This window comes from Pseudomonas sp. SHLD1 (genome assembly GCF_028640935.1).
GTDB classification, from domain to species: domain Bacteria; phylum Pseudomonadota; class Gammaproteobacteria; order Pseudomonadales; family Pseudomonadaceae; genus Chryseomonas; species Chryseomonas aestiva.
This window is the reverse complement of record NZ_JAQZAD010000032.1, coordinates 51,774-71,595: the sequence shown is the minus strand read 5'-3', so window position 1 is coordinate 71,595 and position 19,822 is coordinate 51,774. Positions and strand designations below refer to the sequence as shown.

Below are 19,822 nucleotides of genomic sequence, written 5' to 3'. Positions count from 1 at the left end.
GGCTGAATCCCTCGTGTTGGGCTTCGACGGTAAAGCCGTCTCAACCCAATCTAGGCAATCACCGGGTAGCCCTGCTCCACCGCCTCCCGGCGCCAATCCAGCAGGGGTAGATAGGTCGCTTCATCCACGGCCGTGACACCGTCGAGGGCAAGGATGTCGGCCAACGCAGGATCGGCGGCCAGGCTGTCGTTCAGGGCCGTGCGCAAGGCTTCCACCTCCGCATCCGAACGACTGGCGGCGGTGATGAAGGGCAAGGCCGGACTGCTGCGAGTACGTTGCAGCAGGCGCAGACCGGTTACCCGTTCGGGCTGGGCGCGTTGCAGATAGCCATAGGTCACGGCATCCACCGCGGCCACATCGGCGTGCCCTTGCTGCAACAGTGCCAGGCTGTTGGCGTGGCTTTCGCTGACGATCATCTCGCCGAAGAAGCGGGCACGCTCGGCCAGGGGCGCCACGGCGTGGCGCAGCAGATTCATGCCGGTATTGGAATCCAGGCCGTTGAGGGCGACACGCTTGCCGCGCAGATCCGCCAGACTGGTCGCGTCCAGCGTCTCGGGCACCAGGATGAAGGCGCAGTGCTCGGCCGCGTGGCAACCCTCGAAGCGATAACGCGGCGCCGCGACCAGGCGCACCTGGCCGCGCAGGCGGGTCGCCCAAGGATAGCCGCAGGTCTGGGCCAGCAGCAGCGCGGGATGCGTCCAGAGCGCCGGCAGGTCCTCGGGCGCGGGGTCGAGTGTCTTGTTCAGGCGCAGCGCCACCGCCTCGGCCAGTTGGCGATAGGCGTCGCGCACCTCGGCAGGCTCGACGTACATGGTGAGGGCGGCGACGGTCATGGGCGGCTCCAGCACGGAAAACCGCCATTATCCCCTAATCACTGCGCCTAGAGCGCCGCCTTTACCCGCTCGGCATTTTCCGCCGGCAGCCAGGATGTCCAGACCTCCGGATGCTCCTTGAGGAAACGCCTGGCCACGACCTGGGCGTCTTCGCGTTTCTCGGCCATGCCGGCGAGGATGCCGTTGAACTGGTCGAGGGGGAATTCGACCTTCTCGAACAGCTCCACCAGGGCCGGCGCCTTGTCGTGCAGGTCGCGGGAGACGCCGATGGTAATCTTGGCCGGCAGCGAGCGCGACGGCAGCGGATCAGGATTCTTCGGATCCGACAGGGTATCCCAGGCCTTCTGGCTGAACGGCGGTTCTTCCAGCTGGACCAGCTTGTAACGACCCATCAGCGGGGTCGGCGACCAATAGTAGAAGAGCACCGGTTCGCCACGACGCATGGCGGTAGCGATGGCCGCGTCCAGCGCGGGACCGGTACCGGTGCGGAAGTTGGTGTAGCTGTCGGTCAGCTTGTAGGCCTTGAGCTTCTGGCTGTTGACGATCTCGCAGGTCCAGCCGGTCGGGCAGTTGAGGAAGCGACCCTTGCCGGGCTCTTCCGGATCGCGGAACAGCTCCTTGTAGCGCGGCAGATCGGCGACGCTCTTCAGGTCCGGCGCCTTGGCCTGGATGCCTCGCGCGGGATCACCCTTGACCAGGTATTCCGGTACCCACCAGCCCTCGGTGGCGCCCTTGACCGTCTCGCCGACGGCAAAGACCTTGCCGGCCTTCTCCGCCGCGCGCCAGGCCGGACTGCGCCCGGCCCACTGCTCGCCGGTGACCTGGATGTCGTTTTGCGCCAGGGCGTTTTCCAGGGTCACGGTGTTGCCCGGCACGCTGTCGGTCTGGCAGCCATAACCCTTCTCCACCAGCAGGCGCAGCACCTCGGTGGTGAACATGCCGCTCTCCCAGTTGGGGCTGGCGAACTTCACAGTCTGCGGATAGGGACAGCCGCCGTCGGCGGCAAAGGCCAGCGGGGTGATGGCAAGGCTGGCAAGGGTCAGGGCGAGACGCAGGCGCATGGGCTAACTCTCCGACGAGGACGTGGGCCTTTCGACCCCCGGCACTGCCATTCGTCTCCGCGGGCCAGGGCTATTTCACAGCGGACCGCCCTCGGCGGTCTTGCGCAGGCCGGCGATCACCGTCTCGCCGGTTTCCCGGGCCAGCTCGGCGTACCAGGCCCGGGTGGCCAGGGGCTCGTGACCGTGAGTGATCTCGCAGCGCTTGCGCGCCCGCTCGACGATGCCGGCGACCCGCTCCAGTCGCGCCTTCTCGTAGGCTTGCAGGGCCGCGAACGGATCGGTCTCGGCGTCCAGACTGCGTGCCAGCACCCAGGCATCCTCCATGGCCTGGCAACCGCCCTGACCCAGGTCCGGGGCCATGGCATGGGCGGAATCGCCCAGGAGCGCCACCCGGCCCTGTACCAGGGTCGGCAATGGCCGGGTATCGTGGATCTCCACGCGGGCCACACCCTGGGGATCCAGCCGCTCGATGAGGCGCTGCACCGGCGGCGCCCAGCCGGCGAAGTGCTTGGCCAGCTCCGCGCGGTAGCGGCCGCGGTCGTTGGGGGTGCCCTTGGGCAGGGGTACGTCGAAGAAGAAATAGAATTCGTCACCGCCCATGGGCATCAGGGAAACACGTTGGTGCGCCCCGACGAATTGCGCCCAGTCGTGGGCCTCGGCCAGCTCCGGCGCGATCCTCACCCGCCCGTTCCAGTTCACGTAGCCGCAATACTCACGGGTGATGGCCTGGCCCACCACCCGCTCCCGCAGGCGCGAGTGGGTGCCATCGGCGGCGATCAGCAGATCGGCCCGTTCGCGACGACCGTCGCCAAGGAGCACGGTCACCCCGGTCGCATCCTGCTCGAAGCCGTCGCAACCGACCCCCAGGGTCACCCGCTCGACGCCCACGGCTTCCAGCAGCAGTCGCTGCAGGTGGGCTCGGGCGATGGGGCGCGCTGGCCGGCCCACGGCCGCATAGAGAGGCAGCAAGCTGAACTGGGTAAGCAACCGTCCCTCGTGATCCCGATAGCTCATGGTCTGCATGTCGCCGCTGACCGCGGCGATGGCGGACCCGAGCCCCAGCTGCTCAAGTACCTTGACGCCATTGGGCCAGATGGAGAGGGCCGCGCCGATGGGGGCCAGATCCTGTGCCCGCTCGAACAGGCGGACCCGGTGCCCGGCCTGCTGCAACGCCAGGGCGGCGGTGAGACCGCCCATGCCGGCGCCGGCGATGATGATGTCGAGAGATGGCATGACAGGCCTCGTTTGGCGGTAACAGATACCTTGAACAAGCAATTTCCTGTCCAAGTGGTCAGGTATTGCCTTCCGGGCGTTGGCCGGACAGCGGAGGCTCGGAAACGCACCAGCCTGGTGCTCTGTGACCATTGGTCGCTTCGTTTGCAGGCAGACGGCCCTTCGTCGGCTCACATGACGCATTCCAGACCTCTTCTATACTCCTAAGGTAGTCGCCAGTCGCGTTGTACCCAGCGTTCGCCATCCATAGAGGCCCGCTTGCGGCGACCAGAGCGGGTGAGGAGCAGAATCATGATCAATCATGTCTGGGGCCTGCTGGCCCATCCCGATCGCGAGTGGCAACAGATCCGTCGCGAAGGGGAAACGGTCGGGCACTTCTTCGCCCATCATGTCGCCTTGCTGGCAGCCATTCCCGTCGTCGCTTCCTTGGTGGGTACCACCACCTTCGGCTGGCGCTTCGGCGGCGGTGAAGCCCATGTGCTGGACCTGCCCACGGCGGTGGTCCTGGCGGTCATCAGCTATGCGCTGATCATGGCGGCCGTCGTGGCCATGGGGCATGTGATCCACTGGCTGGCGCGGCGCTATCCGGATCGACCCAGTGCCAACCGCTGCATCCTGTTCGCCGGCTACGTGGCCACGCCCATGCTGCTGAGCGGCCTGGTGGGCTTCTATCCGCTGGTGTGGCTATGCGCCATCGCCGGGATCGTCGGCCTGGCCTATTCGGCCTACCTGCTCTATACCGGCATTCCCTCCTTCCTCAATATCGATCAGCGGGAGGGCTTCATCATGTCCGGTTCCACCCTGGCCATCGGGGTGCTGGTGCTGGAGGTGCTGATGGCCACCACGGTTCTGATGTGGGGCTATGGTCCCAAGCTGTTCGGCTGATCGAACGGCGTTTTGCAGTTGGCGAAAAGCCCGGATTGGTTACCGATCCGGGCTTTTTCTTGGCAAGCGGCTAGTGGCGGGAAAAGCCGTAGAGATCCATGGCCAGGATGCGATGGGCGATGCCGTCATGATGGACGCTGAAGATGCCCTCGGGATCGGCCGCGCCCAGGGCGACGAACAGCGGCAACAGGTGCTCGTCGGTGGGATGGGCCTGACGGGCCTGCGGTGCCTGACGTCGGTAATCGAGCAAGGCGTCCAGGTCCCGCTCGCGCAGGCGGGTCTGCATCCATTGCTGGAAGTCCCGCACATAGCCTGGGGACTCGACGCCCCCACGGCGGAAGTCACCGAGATTGTGGGTCAGGCTGCCCGAGCCGATCAGCAGGGTGTCCGCCGGTAGCACCCTCGCCAGCGCCTGGCCCAGGGCATGGTGGTAGTCCGGTCCGCGGGCAGCGCTCATCGACAGCGGTACCACGGGGATCCGAGCGTCGGGATAGAGATAGCGCAGCGGCACCCAGGCGCCATGATCCAGCCCCTGCTCGCCGGTTTCGGCCTCCCAGCCCTGGTCACGTAGCCCCTGCGCCAGCTGCTCGGCCAGGGCCGGAGCGCCAGGCGCGGGATAGTCCAGCCGGTAGAGGGCCTCGGGAAAGCCATAGAAGTCATGGACGGTAGCCGGCCGCTTGGCGCTGCCGAACAGCGGAACCCGGGTATCGAAGTGCGCCGAGACCACAACGATGGCGGCCGGCGTCGGCAGCGACCGTCCCAGGGCGCGCCAGGCCGTTCCCGCCGCGCCGGCGTCGAGCGCCTCCATGGGCGAACCGTGAGAAACGAACAAGGTGGGAAGCGACATGGTGGCGACCTCTCGAGCAGGGGTTCAGGAACGCTTGCGGGCATCCCAGGAGAGCTGGCCTGCGCCCAGCAGCGCCAGGGCGGCGGCGGTTACGGCAAGAAAGACCGGATATTCCCAGCCGCCATGGGGATTGGAGAAGGACCAGCCATTGCCGAAATGGACCGTCGCGGCCGCGAACAGTTGGACGGCGGCGACTGCCGCGACCGGACGCACCCAGGCGCCCAGGATCAGGAGCACGCCCGCGCCCAGTTCGAAGAAGGTGACCGGATAGGCCAGCCAGCCGGGAAAGCCTACCGAGGCGAAGAAACCCGCGGTACCCGGCAGGGTGAACACCAGCAGCTTGGTCAGGCCGTGGGCCAGGAACATGGCGCCCAGGGCCAGGCGCAGCAACAGCGGGGCATAGGATGAAGTACGGTCGGTCATGCTGATTCTCGAACGGAGGAAAGATGACGCTATTGTCCTGTTTCCAGCACGCGAATAAAGGCGCACCCTGGGAATGAACTGTGCACGCTATGGAAACAATCCTTGGACACCCTGAGAGCCCTGCAGGCCTTTATCAAGATCGTCGAACTGGGCAGCCTGACCGCCGCGGCGGAGCGGCTGGAACTGTCACGCTCGGCGCTCACCAAGCACCTGGCGGCCCTGGAGCGACACTACGGCACCCGGCTGCTGCAACGCACCACTCGCACCCTGAGCCTGACCGAGGCCGGGCGTACGCTGCATGAAGGGCTGGTCCCGCTGCTGGGTGATCTGGAGGCCCTCGAACAGCGCCTGCAGGAAGGCCACGAGCGGCCTCAGGGGCGGCTGAGGGTCAGTGCGCCCCTCACCTTTGGCGTACGTCATCTGGCACCGCTGGTGAGCAGCTTCCTGCATGAGTACCCCGCGGTCGCCATCGACCTGGAGCTGAGCGATCGCCAGGTGCGCCTGGTCGAGGAAGGCTTCGATCTGGCCGTGCGCATCGGCGACCTCAGCGACTCCAGTCTGGTGGCGCAGCCCCTGGGCGCGGTCGAGCTGTTCATCTGCGCCGCACCCGCCTATCTGCAGCGCCATGGTCGCCCCGAGCACCCCGCCGCCTTGCGTGAGCATCGCTGCCTGCTCTACAGCTACGCCAGCGATGGCGATCTCTGGGAATTCCAGCGAGAGGGGGAGCGCCTGCAGGTCAAGGTCAGCGGGCCCCTGCGCGCCAACAATGGCAGCGTCCTCCACCAGGCGGCGCTGGACGGCCACGGCATCATTCGCCAGCCGGATTTCCTGGTGGGCGATGACCTGGCGGCGGGTCGCCTGGAGCGACTGTTCGCCCCCTGGCACACCCAGGCCATCGCCATCCACGCCCTCTATCCCCATCGGCGCCTGGTGCCGGCCAAGGTGCGACTGTTCATTGCCTGGCTGCAGCGACATCTGGTCACACCCGAGCACCTGAAAAGACTGCCGTAGGTCGCCGCCGAACGGTCGTTGGAGGGGGCTTCGCAACCTCACGGGGCTTGCCTAGAATCCGTGCCTGTCCCACCGGCCCTGCCGGTTCCTGCGATGGCTGTCGTCCATGTCGACCGAGAATCCTTGCCTCAGCTGTGGCGCCTGCTGCGCCCATTTCCGCGTGTCTTTCTATTGGGGCGAATGCCAGTCGGCAGGCGGCCTGGTGCCCGACTACCTGACCGTCGCGATCAGCCCGCACCTGGTGGCCATGCAGGGCACCGAGCAGAAGCCGGTACGCTGTGCGGCCCTGCTCGGCGAGGTGGGCTGCGGTACGCGCTGCACCGTCTATGAAAACCGTTCCAGCACCTGCCGCGAGTTCACCGCCGCCTGGGAGAACGGCGAAGCCAATCCGCACTGCGATGCCGCCCGTGCGGCCTATGGCCTGCCGCCCCTGACGCCACCGTTGCAGCCGCAGCTATCACCCGACCGCGTAGCTTAGGCACTGTACGAAAACTGCCTGCGCTCGGTGATGCTTCGTTGAAAACCTCTGGGTCGCCAGCCCGGTCGGAATGCTCATTTACCCCTTGTAAACTCCGCTTCCTCAAGGTTTTTCGCCTCGCCTCACCATCGCTCGGCGACTTTTCGTTCAGCGCCTAGAGGAAACCAAACGGCCATCGCCGCTGCCCAAAAAGGCGACGGTTGGGCTGTGAAGCGTGGAAAATGCAGTGCGGATCAGGTTTTCACGCCCCTGCCAGATCGAATACCCTATCGTTCTTTCGCCCGCTATGCGTATCCTGTAGCGCCGAACAACAAGGCTGCTTCAACCGGCCACGTAGAGGCTCACAAAGGCTCTACGCAAGGCAAAGCTGCCGCTATACTGCCTGGCCAATACTCACACATGGAGTTTTTACATGAATAAAGCTGAGCTGATCGACGCCATTGCCGCGTCTGCCGACCTGCCCAAGGCCACCGCTGCCAAAGCCCTGGACGCCTTCACCACTGCGGTGACCGACGCCCTGAAGCAAGGCGACAGCGTTAGCCTGGTCGGTTTCGGAACTTTCGCAGTAAAAGAGCGCGCTGCTCGCGAAGGCCGCAACCCGCAGACCGGTGCCACCATCAAGATCGCCGCTGCCAAGCTGCCCGGCTTCAAGCCCGGCAAAGGCCTCAAAGACGCCGTCAGCTAAGACTGCGTTGGTCGATTCTTGTCTTCCGGGCGCTTCAGAGCGCTTCGGAAGACAGTCCCCCGCTCCACCCGCTCTTCCCCGCCTCACCTCCCCCTTGCGCCCTAGTGGAAATCCCGACTTGACACCATGAGTTCGTCGAGCAAAGGACTCAGGTCGGTCAAGCGACCGGCGATCAGGTGCTGCACCCCCGCTTCCCGTTCCAGATGCCCTTCGACCTGTAGCAGTCGTGCCTGCAACAACGGTCGTCGCTGCTGTTCGCCCACCGCGCGCCAGACCACCACATTGAGCATGCCGTGCTCGTCTTCCAGGGTCACGAAGATCACCCCGCTGGCCGTGCCCGGTCGCTGTCGTCCGCGTACCAGTCCGGCCACCCGCACCAGGGCACCCGACCTGATCTCGTCCAGCTGGCGGAAATCCCGGCAGCGTCGTGCCTGGAGTTCGCCGCGTAACAGGATCAGCGGATGCGGTCCCAGGGTGGTGCCCAGCATGCGGTAGTCGGCATGCACGTCCTCCGCGACGCTGGGCACGGGCAAGGCCGGGCGTTCCTCCAGGGCATAGTCCGCCGACGCGAACAGCGGTAGCTGGCGCTCCACGCCGGCCATGGCCCAGCGTGCCTGATGACGATCACCGGCCAGCTCCGCCAGGGCGCCGGCCTCGGCCAGCTGTCCGCGCGCCCGGGCGTCCAGCTCGGCCCGGCGACAGAGGTCCTCGACGTCGCGAAAGGGCCGCGTACCCCGTGCCGCTACCAGGCGCTGGCCAGCCGCTTCCGCCAGCCCCTGCACCAGGCGCAGGCCCAGGCGGATCGCCGGCTGATGGCCGGCACTCGCCTCCAGCCGGCAATCCCAGTCGCTGGCCTGCACGGTCACCGCGCGCACCTCGATGCCGTGGCGCCGGGCGTCCTGCAACACCTGATCCGGACTGTAGAAACCCATCGGCCAGCTGTTGACCAGGGCACAGGCGAAGGCGGCCGGCTCGTGGCACTTGAGCCAGGAGCTGGCATAGGTCAGCAGGGCGAAGCTGGCGGCATGGGATTCGGGAAAGCCGTAGCTGCCGAAACCCTTGATCTGCTCGAAGAGGCGCGCGGCGAATTCCGGGCGATAGCCGCGCTCGACCATCTTGTCGTGCAGTCGCGTGCGGTGAGGCTCCAACCCGCCATGGCGCTTCCAGGCGGCCATGGAGCGGCGCAACTGATCGGCCTCGCCCGGGGTGTATTTGGCAGCGGTTATGGCGATCTGCATCACCTGTTCCTGGAACAGCGGCACCCCCAGGGTACGCTCCAGGGCTGGACGCAATTCGTCATGGGGATAGTCGGCCTCCTCTTCTCCGTTTCGGCGGCGCAGGTAGGGATGCACCATGTCGCCCTGGATGGGACCGGGACGGACGATGGCCACCTCGATCACCAGGTCGTAGAGGGTTTGCGGCCTGAGGCGCGGCAGCATGGCCATCTGGGCGCGGGATTCGATCTGGAACACCCCCACCGTATCGGCGCGGGAGATCATGGCGTAGGTGGGCGGGTCTTCCTGGGGCAGGCTGGCCAGAGTCCAGCGCTGGCCGCGCCAGCCGGCGACCAGGTCGAAGCAGCGGCGCAGGGCGCTGAGCATGCCCAGGGCGAGGATGTCGACCTTGAGCAGGCCCACGGCATCGAGGTCGTCCTTGTCCCACTGGATCAGGGTGCGTTCGGGCATGGCGGCGTTTTCCACCGGTACCAGCGTCGCCAGGGGCGCTGCGGAAATGACGAAGCCACCGGGATGCTGGGAAAGATGCCGGGGAAAGCCGATCAGTTGGCCGGCGAGGATGAGCACTCGCTGCAGCAGCGGGCTGTCCGGGTCGAAACCCGCTTCGCGCAGGCGCTGCGGACCGGGGATCTCGTCGGTCCAGCGCCCGGCGCACCCGGACAGGGCGTCGAGCTGGTCGCCCGGCAGGCCCAGGGCCTTGCCGACATCGCGCAGGGCGCCGGCGGCGTGATAGGTGCTGACCACCGCGGTGAGCGCGGCGCGCTCACGCCCATAGCGGCGAAAGACGTACTGGATGACCTCTTCGCGTCGCTCGTGCTCGAAATCGACGTCGATATCGGGCGGCTCGTCGCGCTCACGGGAGATGAAGCGCTCGAACAGCAGATTGCCGGTGAGCGGATTCAGCTCGGTGATGCCCAGTACATAGCAGACCACCGAGTTCGCCGCCGAGCCGCGGCCCTGGCAGAGGATGTGCTGGCGGCGGGCGTAGTCGACGATGTCGTGCACGGTGAGAAAGTAGTTCTCGTAGCCCTTTTCGGCTATCAGCGTCAGCTCTCGGGCCACCTGGTCGGTGACCCGTTCCGGCGCGCCCTCCGGCCAGCGCCAGGCCAGGCCGCGGCGGGTCAGCTCGGCCAGCCAGGAGCCGGCCGTCGCGCCGGCGGGTATCACCTCCTGGGGATAGCGATAGCGCAACTCGCCCAGATCGAAGCGGCAGCGGGCGGCGATCCTCAGGGTCTCGGCGCGCAGCGCCGCGGGATAGAGCCCCTCGAGTACCGTCAGCGGGCGCAGATGGCGCTCGCCGTTGGGATGCAGGCGATAGCCGGCTTCGGCGACCGGCAGGTGATGGCGGATGCCGGTGAGCACATCCTGCAGGGCCCGGCGCCCGCGGGTGTGCATGTGCACGTCGCCACAGGCCACGGCCGGCACGCCCAGTTGGGTGCCCAGGGCCTGCAACTGCAGGAGTCGGGCGGTATCGTCGGCGCCGCGCAGCAATTCGACGCCGAGCCAGAGGCGCTCGGCGAAGACCTGCTTGAGCCAGGCGCCCTCCTCGGTCACAGGTTCTTCTCCCGGCAACCAGATCGCCAGCAGCCCGGGCAGTGGCGGCTGCAGATCCGCACGAGCAAGCTGGTAGCGGCCCTTGGGCGCACGACGGCGCGCCCGGGTGATCAGGGCGCAGAGGGTCTCGTAACCCGGCAGATCCTCCACCAGCAGCACCAGGCGCAGGCCGTCGTCGAGGGTCAGCTCGCTGCCGACGATCAGCGGCAGCCCGACCTGGCGCGCCGCCTGCCAGGCGCGGACGATACCGCTCAGGGTGCCTTCATCGGTGATGGCCAGCGCCGCATAGCCCAGCGCCCTGGCCCGCTCGAACAACTCCAGGGCGCTGGAGGCACCGCGCTGGAAACTGAAATTCGACAGGCAGTGCAACTCGGCATAGCCGCTCATGCGAACCAGCCCTGGATCCACCAGGGTGTCTCCTCGCCATAGCGGCGAAAGGCCCAGGCCTGGCGTCCGTCGGCCACCTCGATGCGGTAGTAGTCGCGGCGCTGGTCGCCCCCGTCCCACCAGCCACTTTCGATGCGTTCAGGGCCCGCGAGGACGCGGCGTGGCTGGCCGTCGAGGGGGCGCGGTTCGCTCAGCAGCCAACCCGGACGCAGACCGGGCAGCGCGGTCTCCAGGTGTCGTTCCTGGCGCCAGACCAGGGCGCGCTCGGGACGGTGATCCGCCTGGATGCCGAGACCCAGCACCGCCTCTTCGCCCAGCCGGGCACGCAGGCGCTCGCGCAGCGCCTCCCAGCCCACGGCCTGGGCCGGGCGTTCGTCGAACAGGCCATGGCGTTCCGGCACGAAGAGCGGCAACTCCTCGCTTTCCAGGCGCAGCGCCAGCACCGACGCCACCACCTGCAGCTGTTCGAGACGACCACGGGCGAATTCGAACAGCAGGGCGGCATCGCGCTCGGGCGCCAGCAGGCCGATGGTCAGGGCAGTGGCCGGACCCTGGCGATGCTCCAGCCAGAGCAGGAAGCGCTGCACGCCACGGTCGCGACTGGCCAGCCAGGCGGCCAGGTCAGCGGTGAGGCGGCGCAGCGGGAACAGCAGGGCCTGGTGGGATTCCACCTCGAAATTGAGCTCCACCCGCGTCACGAAACGATCGGGGGGTCGATAGAACTCCAGCGCCAGGCTGCGGCTGCCACCCAGCAGATCCAGCTGCTGCAGGAGCTCCGGGGCGAAGCGGCGGGCCAGGGCGGCCCTGGGCAGGGCCTTGAGCTGCTCCAGGCGGCGGATGCCCATGCGTGCCAGTGCCTGGGCCTGCTGGGGGGCGAAACCGGCCCGTTCCACCGGGAGTCGATCGAGCAGACCTGGCAGCTCATCGGCGGAGGCGACCAGGCCGTCGGCGACATTGGTCAGCACTCGCGCCGCCACCGGATTGGGCGCCAGGGCCAGCCGATGGCGAAAACCCAGGCCCTGGAGCTCCTGGCGCAGGCGCCGTTCCAGCCGCGGCCACGGCCCCAGCAGCGGCAGGCTGGACTGCACCTCCAGCAGCAGTGCCCGGGGGTAGTGGCGGCTGACCTGGGAACTGAAGCCATACCCCCAGGCCGCCAGCAGCGTCTCGGCCGTCTCGATGAGCGCCGGATCGTGCTCCTGCTGCTCGAAGTCGCGGGTCAGCGCCTGGGCGGCGGCCAGGGTCAGGCCCGGGCGCAGTCCCAGCGCCCGGGCGGCCGGATTGACCGCCTGCAGCAGACGCCGGTGTGGTGGTCCGGAGAGCAGCACCAGCGGCTGCTCCGGCTGCGGATGACGGCGCAGCACGGCATCCAGCGCCAGCTGCGGAAAGAGGATGCAGGCCCAGCGCATGGCAAGCTCAAGCGCCGCCGGCCAGATCGAGCACGCCGGGTTGCCCGCCCCGACATTTGCGGATGTGCAGCCGTTCCAGGGGGGCCCGGAGTTCCAGGCGCAAGGCCGCTGGCGAGGGATTGTCCAGGGCCGCGGCCGGACGCAGGGCGAAGGCCAGGGTACGACCGCTCTCGGCGGCGACCTGCAACCGGCGCAACTGGCGATCATCGGCGCGCTCGGGCCAGCAGAGCACCGCGCCAAAGCAACCCGAACGCAGGCATTGCTCGGCGGCCCAGAGCACCTCGGCGCCCTGGGCGCGGATCACCACCAGGGAGTCCAGCGCCACGCCGGCCGCCTGCCAGGCCAGGGGATAGGGCAACAGCGGCGGCGCGATCAGGGCGATGCGCTCGGCGGCCTGACTCAGGCGGGCCAGGGTCGGCCAGAGCAGCCGCAACTCGCCATGGCCGGGGCCGGCGAGCAGCAATTCGGTGAGGGCCGCCTCGGGCCAGCCGGCGCCAGGCAGATGGGCATCCAGGGCAGCGACCCCGGTGGGCTGACCACTGCGCCGGGCTTCGGGACTGGTCTGCCCCTTCCACAGGCGCCGCTCCTCGAACAGCCGGGCCAGGCTGGCGCCGCCGCTCATGCCGCCAGACCTGCAGGGGTGTTGTCCATGGCCATCGCCTCTATCTGTATATGCATACAGTATTAGAGGCGATTCGCATCGGGGTCAAGTCGAACCGCTGTCTGGGTCGATGAAGGGGGCCACCCGGATCCAGATCACGTCGCCGACCAACGCCGCAGGCAACCGCCATTGTTCAAGGGCATGGCGGAGGCGATAAGGCTGTCAACTGACCTGTAGCGCCGGGCATCCGGCAACGCACTCGAGGGTGGGCCAGGAGGCGCTGGATGCCCGCAGGATGAGGAACACGAAGACGCTTGGCAGCCATCGGCACGGTCGCAGGGTCCTTGCGCCGACGTCGGTCGTCCAGCCACCGGATCCATCCCGGGTGCGCGCCGCCACTGGGAGCCGCGGCAGGCATCTTGTATCCTGCTGATGACACTTCGAGTGCCCGGAGGGCCTCATCATGCGTTCGCTGCTCTATGGCCTGCTGCTCGCCAGTGGCGTCGTGGCCGCTCAGGATGTCTACAAGTGCGTGGACGACCAGGGCCGGACGACCTATACCCAAGGCGCCTGCCCGACGAATAGTCAGATCACCACCATTCCGCTGCAGAGCCTGCCCGACAGCAACGGCTTCACGCCGCCGCCCAGGCCCGCCACGCCTCCGCCGGTCAGTGCGCCGCGCGAGGTCACCGTGGTACCCGCCCCCGCTTCCAGCCGCCAGCGTCCGGTCGACGACGTCACCGTGGTCGGCGGCTCTTCGTCCTCTTCCAGTTCGCGGCAGGAAACCGAGGTGCGCGGCTCCGGCATCATCTACCAGCCGGTGCCGGTCTACATCGACCGCCGGCCACGCAACGAGACCTGGCACATGGTGCCCCATCCCCAGGCCCAGCAACCCCAGCCGCCGGCGCCTCCACCGCCGCCGAACCGGGGCATCCCCATCGATCGCTAGCGCCAGTGTGGTGTTTCAGACGTTAACTGCACAATTTTAGCGGCGCTTTTTCGGCTTGAGTGGCGTTGCCACTCCTCGCCATAGCCCTGCTATGACTCGTCGCGGCGACTAGCCCAAGTCGGAGCGCCGAACCGTCAAAAAATCACTCGCCAATTCTTGCGCGAACGTCTGAAACACCACACTAGAGCTTGTGCAGGAAGTTGACGACGAACTTGCGCCCCTCGGTGCGGTTCTCGGCGTCCTGCTCGAAGTAGCTGTTGACGGTGACCAGGTTCTCCCGGGAAAAGGCGTAGGTGAAACCCGGGCCCCAGGCCCAGACCTTTTCCCGCCGCCCGCTGACGTCATGGCCGTCCACCTGGGTGTCGGTGATCTGCCGGAGCCAGTAGCCGCTCAGGCCGACGCTGAGCCGGTCGTTCAGCGCGTACTGGGTGGCGAAGTTGGCGTGCAGCGCCTGGCCGGCCTGGGTGTCGGACACCTCGCCAAAGCTGCGTAGCGGCTGGTCGTTCTTGCCATTCCACAGGTACCAGAAGCGCCCGGTGACCGACCACTGCGGCGTCAGCCAGTAGGTGGTGGCGTAGTAGGGATTGAAGGACCAGAAGTTGCTGCCCGGATTGATCGCCCGGTCGCGGTCGTAGCGACCGATGGGGGCGACGATCTCGGCCTCGATGCGCTGTGCCCAGCGCGGTCCGCCATCGGGGCGGGTGGTGGTGGGCAATTGCAGGAAGGCGCCCAGGGTCAGGTCCCCGACCCCTTCGCGGGCGCTCAGCGCCTGGCCGCCGAGTCCGTCATCGACATCGGCGTGGGCCAGCCAGGGCAGGATGGCGGTGAAGCCGGGCATGGCGCCATTGGCCAGGGGCTGGCCGACATAGATGATCTGGCTGACCGGGGCGAAGGTGGTCAGCTCCTGCTTGGGCAAGGGCAGCTTGCGGCCGTCCTGGTCGTTGAAGCGGCTGGTCTTGCCATAGATCAGGTACTCCTCCCAGTACCAGCCGGGGCCATCCGGCGCCGGCGCGCCGTCATAGAAGCTGGTGGAGCCGAGATTGAGACCGGGCAGATCGTAGGCCTGGGCCAGGGTGGAGGCGAGACTGGCCGCGGCCAGCAGACAGAATCCGAAACGTGTGCGCATGACGTCGTCCTGGAGTTGTTCTTGTTGTGGGAAAACGCGATCACCGCACCCGGGCAGGCGCGGCGATCCGGGTCAGACGTAACTGGCGGCGAGACCGCCATCCACCGGCAGGTTGACGCCGTTTATCCAGCGCGAGGCATCGCTGCAGAGGAAAGCAATGGCCGCAGCCACCTCGTCGGCCAGCGCCGGGCGTGGCATGCGCTGGCTGTCGCGGGCGACGCGCTCTTCGCCGAGCATGCTGACGAAGTCGCCGAGGATGGGGGTGAATACCGGCCCGGGCGCCACGCAATTCAGCCGCACGCCGAATTCGCGAAACCAGGTCTGGGACTGCACGAAGCTCCAGACGATGAGCGCTTCCTTGAAGTACTGGTAGCAGGTGGCCTGGTCCACCGGATGAGCTTCCAGCCAGGCCTGGGCCTGGACGAAGTCAACGATCTGCGCCAGCGCGCGATGCTGCTCCAGGCGCTGTGGCCATTCGGCGCCGAGGATGGAGGCGACGTTGACGATGGCGCCTCCCTGCCCCAGCCGCGCGACCAGTTGCTGGCTGAGCAGGCGCAGGCCGAGATAGTTGACTTGCGCCACTGCCTCCCGGGGCGCCGTGCCCGGCACCCCGGCGATATTGCACAGACCGTGCAGGCGCTCCGGCAGGCGGCTGACCAGGGCGGCGATGCTGTCGGGATCGCCCAGGTCGGCCTGGTGGAAGTCGTCCAGGCTGAGCTGGGGCTGGTTGCGGTCGACGCCTATCACATAGGCGCCCTGAAAGCGCGCCAGACGCGCCAGTTCGGCGCCGATGCCAGAGGCCACGCCAGTGACGACCAGGGTCTTGCCATACAGGGTCATGGGATTTTCCTCTTGTTGTTATTGGGGGTGAAACAGGGGCTTGGAGCCTGTTCAAAGGCTCGCGAGCTAGAGCCAGACAAGGCGAACATGGCTGAGGAAGCGGATCGGACCCGCGCTCGGGTTTACGAGTGGTAAATGAGCATTCCGATCGGACTGGCGACCCAGGTCGTGTTCAACGCGGTTTGGCCGACGCGCAGCAGCCTTTGAGCAGGCTCTCAGAAGGGATAGCGTGGCGGCTCGCTATGCTCGGTCACCCACTGCCACTGGCTGTAGTCGTCCCAGTTGCACAGGCCGCCGACACTGCCGCCATTGCCGGACTGGCCACGCCCGCCGAAGGGATTGACCACCTCGTCGTTCACCGTCTGGTCGTTGAGGTGCAGCATTCCGCACTCCAGGCGTTCACCCAGGGCGCGGGCGCGGGCCAGGGAGCCGGAGAGCACGCCGGCCGCCAGGCCGTAGGGGGTGCGATTGGCCAGGTCGACGGCCTCGGCCTCGCTGGCGAAGGTCACCACGCTGGCCACCGGACCAAAGATCTCTTCGTCGAAGGCGCGCATGCCGGGACGGACACCGCTCAGTACGGTCGGGGCATAGAACAGCCCTTCGTGCCGGCCGCCCTGCTCCAGCCGGGCACCGGCGGCGAGGCTGTCGGTGACGATACCCCGTACCCGTTGCAGCTGCCGGGCGTTGATCAGCGGACCCAGCTGGGTCGTGGGTTCCAGCGGATCACCCAGGCGCAGGGCGGCGGCGCGGGCGACCAGACGTTCGGTGAAGGCGGCGGCGAGGCGCTGGTGCACCAGGATCAGGCCGGTGGCCATGCAGATCTGGCCCTGGTGCAGGAAGCTGCCCCAGGCGGCGCAACCGACGGCGCGGTCGAGATCGGCGTCGTCGAGCACAATCAGCGGATTCTTGCCGCCCAGCTCCAGGGCCACCTTCTTCAGGTGGCGCCCGGCGCTTTCCGCCACCTGGCGCCCGGCCTGGGTCGAGCCGGTAAAGGCGATCATCCGCACCTGGGGATGGGCGCAGAGCGCCGCCCCGGCCTCGGCGCGACCGGGCAGCACCTGCAGCACGCCCTTGGGCAGGCCGATGGCCTCGAACAGCCGGGCGATCAGGATACCGCCGCTCACCGGCGTCTGGTGATCCGGCTTGAGCACCACGGCATTGCCGCAGGCCAGCGCCGGCGCCACGGCGCGCAAGGAGAGGATCAGGGGAAAATTGAAGGGCGAGATCACCCCCACCACGCCATGGGGCAGGCGGCGGGCATAGGACAGCGCCCCGCGCTCGCTGGGCAGGACCACGCCATGGGGCTGCAGCAACTGACCGGCGACCTGCTGCAGGATGACCCCGGCTTCGCGCAATTCCAGCTCGGCCTTGGGCAGGATGCCGCCGGTCTCCCGGGCGATCAGGGGGGCCAGTTCGGCGCGATTCATTTCCAGGTGCGCGGCGGCGGCCAGGAACAGCCCGGCCTTCTGCCGGGCGGTCCAGCCGGCCCAGGCCGGTTGCGCCTGGGCCGCCTTGGCGCAGGCCTGGTCGATGTCGGCGACACTGGCCAGGCCGGTGCGGTGCAGGGGCTGGCCGGTGGCGGGCTCGGTGACCTCCAGGAGGCCGCCCTGGGCGGCGATCCAGTCGCCATCAAAAATCCGCTCGCGCCAGGGTGCGCCGTCCAGGAACGGCGTGGATGGTCTGCTCATAGCCTTCTCCTTGTTGTTATCGGGCCGCGGTGGGCACAGGCAAGACAGCAAGGGCTGTGCCCAGGTTGGGCCGACATCGAAAAGAGCAACACAATCAATGGCTTGCTATCGCGCGCGAGCCTGTGCACCAGGCTCATCCGGCAAACGTCTTGCTCAAAAGATAAAGTTATGAGGTATAACCATTCTCTCGATTGCGCATTTGCGCAGTTCTTCCGGGAGTCCGCTGATGGCACTGTCCGAACGCCTGTCCCTCAACGCCTTACAGCAGGTCGCGCCGGGCCTGCACCGGGGCGACAGTGCCGCCTGGGATGGCAGCGCCAGCCCGACCCAGGCGGAACTGGCCGAGTGCCTGTTCTTCTCGCCCGGCGATGGCCGCATCTGGCTCAATGACCAGCGCATGCTGCTGGTGCACGCCTCATCCTTTGGTGCCCTGCGGCGCGAGTTGATCGGCGCCCTGGGTCAGGAGCGCGCCCGCGGTCTGCTGACCCGGGTGGGCTATCTTTCCGGGGTAAGGGACGCCGAACTGGTGCGCAAGCGCTGGCCCCAGGCCGACGCTGCGGCCATCTTCGCCGCCGGCACCCGCCTGCATGGCCTGGAAGGTCTGGTGCGGGTCGAGCCGCTGCATTTCGAATTCGATGTCGACCAGGGGCGTTATGGCGGCGAATTTCTCTGGCATCACTCGGCTGAATGCGACGAGCACCAGATCGCCCACGGTCAGGGCAGCGATCCGGCCTGCTGGATGGAGATCGGCTATGCGATCGGCTACGTCAGCAGCCTGTTCGGCCGCCTGGTGATCTTTCGCGAGGTGGAATGCCGTGCCATGGGCCACCACGTCTGCCGGGTCGAAGGCCGCAATGCCGAACGCTGGCCCGACGTGGCAGAAGACCTGCGCTATCTCAATGCCGCTGGCGACGGCGCTCCCGAGACAGCCGCCACGGAGCGCCAGCCCGCGCCCCTGCCCAACGCCGCCGACGGCCAGCAACCGCTGGTGGGCGCCTCGGCGGCCTTCAACAGCGCCTTCCAGGCCCTGCAGCGGGTCGCCCCGACCCCGGCCACGGTGCTGCTCACCGGTGAATCCGGGGTGGGCAAGGAATTGTTCGCCAGCCACCTGCACCGCCTCAGTCGCCGCGCCGACGGCCCCTTCGTCGCCCTCAACTGCGCGGCCATTCCCGAGAATCTCATCGAAGCCGAATTGTTCGGCGTGGAGCGCGGTGCCTACACCGGCGCCAACCAGTCCCGCGCTGGGCGCTTCGAGCGCGCCCAGGGCGGCACCCTGTTCCTCGACGAGATCGCCTGCCTGAGTCTGCCCGGCCAGGGCAAGCTGCTGCGCGCGCTCCAGGAGCGCGAGATCGAACGGGTCGGCGGCAGTCGTACCCTCAGGGTGGACGTCAGGGTGATCGCCGCCACCAATCTGGACCTGCGCGACGCGGTACGCCGCGGCGATTTCCGCGAAGATCTCTTCTATCGGCTCAACGTCTATCCCATCGGCATCCCGCCGTTGCGGGACCGCCGCGACGACGTGCCCCTGCTGGTGGATCTGTTCCTACGGCGCTTTTGCGCCGCCTATGAACGCCCGCCGGTGGGCCTGACCATGCGCGCCCTCAAGGCGCTGCTGCGCTACGACTTTCCCGGCAACGTGCGGGAATTGCAGAATCTGGTGGAGCGCGGAGTGATTGCCAGCGATCCGGGCGAACTCATCGACCTGCCCCACCTGTTTCGTGGCGAGCCGTTGCCGGCCGACCTCCTGGAACCAGCGCCGCAGACAGCCAGCTGGCTGGAGCGCCTAGGCGTGGACGGCCAACGCCCGCTGCACCTGAGACAGCTGGAAGCCGAGCTGCTCGACGAAGCCCTGGCGCGCAGCGAGGGGAACATGGCCGCCGCGTCGCGACTGCTGGGCCTGAGTCGTGCCCAGTTCGCCTATCGCCATCGCCGCGCACGTCAGGATCTGGACTAGAATGCCCCCTCGATACCCTCCTCTCGCCATCTCCGACGGAAGCCCTTCCCGCCGATGAGTTCCCCCGACGACGCCACGCCCCTGGACCCTGCCGCCACCCCCTGGCTGGACACCGCCGTAGGCTATGCCCTGCGCCGCGCCCAGATGAAGATGTTCCAGCACCTGGTGGACAGCCTGGCCGCCTACGACCTGCGCCCCGCACAGTTCACTGCCCTGGTGATCCTCGAGCAGGAACCCGGCCTGATGCAGGCCGACCTGGCCCGGCGCCTGGCCATCGAGCCGCCGCAACTGGTGCTGCTGCTGAACAAGCTGGAACGCCAGGGCCTGGCCGAGCGGGTGCGCGGCACCCAGGATCGTCGCGCCTACGCCCTGCACCTCACCGAGCAGGGCCGTGCCCTGGTCGGTGAACTCAAGGAACGCGCCGCCGCCAGCGACCGCGCCGCCAGCGCGCCGCTGGAAGATGCCGAGCGGGCCGAGCTGCTGCGCCTGCTGCGCAAGCTCAATGGGGAGTTGGGCTGAAGGGCCGTGGGCGGATAGCGGTGCTCCCTGTTGGGCTTCGCTGCGCTCAACCGCAACCTACGAAATCCAACCTACACCCAACCGCCCCCTCTCCTTTGGGGAGAGGG

At 67.7% G+C, this 19,822-nt stretch carries 18 protein-coding genes; 7 read left to right on the top strand and 11 right to left on the bottom strand.

The features are described 5' to 3' along the window. Positions 1-50: 50 nt before the first annotated feature. From PVZ77_RS21120 to hpxO, 3 genes are all read right to left on the bottom strand, one after another. Positions 51-833: a phosphate/phosphite/phosphonate ABC transporter substrate-binding protein gene (locus tag PVZ77_RS21120; protein WP_273809358.1), complete on the bottom strand. Its 783-nt coding sequence runs from the start codon at positions 831-833 to the stop codon at positions 51-53. 47 nt (positions 834-880) lie between these two features. Beyond that, a complete protein-coding gene (locus PVZ77_RS21115; protein WP_273809357.1) occupies positions 881-1,894 on the bottom strand; it encodes an ABC transporter substrate-binding protein in 1,014 nt (337 codons plus the stop codon). A gap of 75 nt (positions 1,895-1,969) precedes the next feature. Further along, positions 1,970-3,127, bottom strand: coding sequence for an FAD-dependent urate hydroxylase HpxO (gene hpxO / locus PVZ77_RS21110; protein WP_273809355.1), 1,158 nt, complete (start codon positions 3,125-3,127; stop codon positions 1,970-1,972). Positions 3,128-3,418: 291 nt separating this feature from the next. On the opposite strand from hpxO, the gene PVZ77_RS21105 reads away from it, so the two are divergent. Beyond that, entirely contained in the window at positions 3,419-4,012 is a 594-nt protein-coding gene (locus PVZ77_RS21105; protein WP_273809353.1) for a Yip1 family protein, read from the top strand. Between the two features lie 70 nt (positions 4,013-4,082). Here the strand turns inward: PVZ77_RS21105 and PVZ77_RS21100 are convergent, their stop codons facing one another. Together PVZ77_RS21100 and PVZ77_RS21095 are read right to left on the bottom strand one after the other, a co-directional pair. After that, positions 4,083-4,859, bottom strand: a complete 777-nt coding sequence (locus tag PVZ77_RS21100; RefSeq protein WP_273809352.1) for a DODA-type extradiol aromatic ring-opening family dioxygenase — start codon at positions 4,857-4,859, stop codon at positions 4,083-4,085. A gap of 24 nt (positions 4,860-4,883) precedes the next feature. Continuing rightward, complete coding sequence (locus tag PVZ77_RS21095) at positions 4,884-5,282, bottom strand: DoxX family protein (protein WP_007159049.1); 399 nt, start codon at positions 5,280-5,282, stop codon at positions 4,884-4,886. A 102-nt stretch (positions 5,283-5,384) separates the two neighbouring features. Between PVZ77_RS21095 and PVZ77_RS21090 the strand changes: the two genes are divergently transcribed. From PVZ77_RS21090 to PVZ77_RS21080, 3 genes are all read left to right on the top strand, one after another. Further along, positions 5,385-6,293, top strand: coding sequence for a LysR family transcriptional regulator (locus tag PVZ77_RS21090; RefSeq protein WP_273809347.1), 909 nt, complete (start codon positions 5,385-5,387; stop codon positions 6,291-6,293). 106 nt (positions 6,294-6,399) lie between these two features. After that, positions 6,400-6,771, top strand: a complete 372-nt coding sequence (locus PVZ77_RS21085) for a YkgJ family cysteine cluster protein (protein WP_273809346.1) — start codon at positions 6,400-6,402, stop codon at positions 6,769-6,771. Positions 6,772-7,183: 412 nt separating this feature from the next. Then, positions 7,184-7,456 carry an HU family DNA-binding protein gene (locus PVZ77_RS21080; protein WP_007159052.1) on the top strand — a complete coding sequence of 91 codons (273 nt, stop codon included), beginning with the start codon at positions 7,184-7,186 and terminating at the stop codon, positions 7,454-7,456. Positions 7,457-7,557: 101 nt separating this feature from the next. Here PVZ77_RS21080 and PVZ77_RS21075 read toward each other — a convergent pair whose 3' ends face one another. The 3 genes from PVZ77_RS21075 to imuA are packed head-to-tail and all read right to left on the bottom strand — an operon-like array spanning position 7,558 to position 12,660. Next, positions 7,558-10,632, bottom strand: coding sequence for an error-prone DNA polymerase (locus tag PVZ77_RS21075; protein ID WP_273809649.1), 3,075 nt, complete (start codon positions 10,630-10,632; stop codon positions 7,558-7,560). Further along, the gene (locus tag PVZ77_RS21070) at positions 10,629-12,038 is read right to left on the bottom strand and encodes a Y-family DNA polymerase (protein WP_273809338.1); all 1,410 of its coding nucleotides are present in this window, start codon (positions 12,036-12,038) and stop codon (positions 10,629-10,631) included. Before PVZ77_RS21070 ends, PVZ77_RS21075 begins: the two co-directional genes overlap by 4 nt. A gap of 7 nt (positions 12,039-12,045) precedes the next feature. After that, complete coding sequence (gene imuA / locus PVZ77_RS21065; protein ID WP_263258725.1) at positions 12,046-12,660, bottom strand: translesion DNA synthesis-associated protein ImuA; 615 nt, start codon at positions 12,658-12,660, stop codon at positions 12,046-12,048. Between the two features lie 442 nt (positions 12,661-13,102). On the opposite strand from imuA, the gene PVZ77_RS21060 reads away from it, so the two are divergent. Further along, positions 13,103-13,588, top strand: coding sequence for a DUF4124 domain-containing protein (locus PVZ77_RS21060; protein WP_273809336.1), 486 nt, complete (start codon positions 13,103-13,105; stop codon positions 13,586-13,588). Positions 13,589-13,769: 181 nt separating this feature from the next. Here the strand turns inward: PVZ77_RS21060 and PVZ77_RS21055 are convergent, their stop codons facing one another. The 3 genes from PVZ77_RS21055 to PVZ77_RS21045 all read right to left on the bottom strand — a co-directional run bounded on the left by PVZ77_RS21055 (position 13,770) and on the right by PVZ77_RS21045 (position 17,242). Further along, positions 13,770-14,714 (bottom strand): SphA family protein, encoded by a 945-nt coding sequence (locus PVZ77_RS21055; protein ID WP_273809335.1) that lies wholly within the window; start codon positions 14,712-14,714, stop codon positions 13,770-13,772. Positions 14,715-14,786: 72 nt separating this feature from the next. Beyond that, entirely contained in the window at positions 14,787-15,554 is a 768-nt protein-coding gene (locus PVZ77_RS21050; protein ID WP_273809334.1) for a coniferyl-alcohol dehydrogenase, read from the bottom strand. A gap of 215 nt (positions 15,555-15,769) precedes the next feature. Continuing rightward, the gene (locus PVZ77_RS21045; RefSeq protein WP_273809332.1) at positions 15,770-17,242 is read right to left on the bottom strand and encodes a benzaldehyde dehydrogenase; all 1,473 of its coding nucleotides are present in this window, start codon (positions 17,240-17,242) and stop codon (positions 15,770-15,772) included. A 226-nt stretch (positions 17,243-17,468) separates the two neighbouring features. On the opposite strand from PVZ77_RS21045, the gene PVZ77_RS21040 reads away from it, so the two are divergent. Together PVZ77_RS21040 and PVZ77_RS21035 are read left to right on the top strand one after the other, a co-directional pair. Then, positions 17,469-19,196, top strand: coding sequence for a sigma-54-dependent Fis family transcriptional regulator (locus PVZ77_RS21040; protein WP_273809330.1), 1,728 nt, complete (start codon positions 17,469-17,471; stop codon positions 19,194-19,196). Positions 19,197-19,250: 54 nt separating this feature from the next. Continuing rightward, entirely contained in the window at positions 19,251-19,715 is a 465-nt protein-coding gene (locus PVZ77_RS21035; protein WP_187978910.1) for a MarR family winged helix-turn-helix transcriptional regulator, read from the top strand. Positions 19,716-19,822 lie beyond the last annotated feature (107 nt).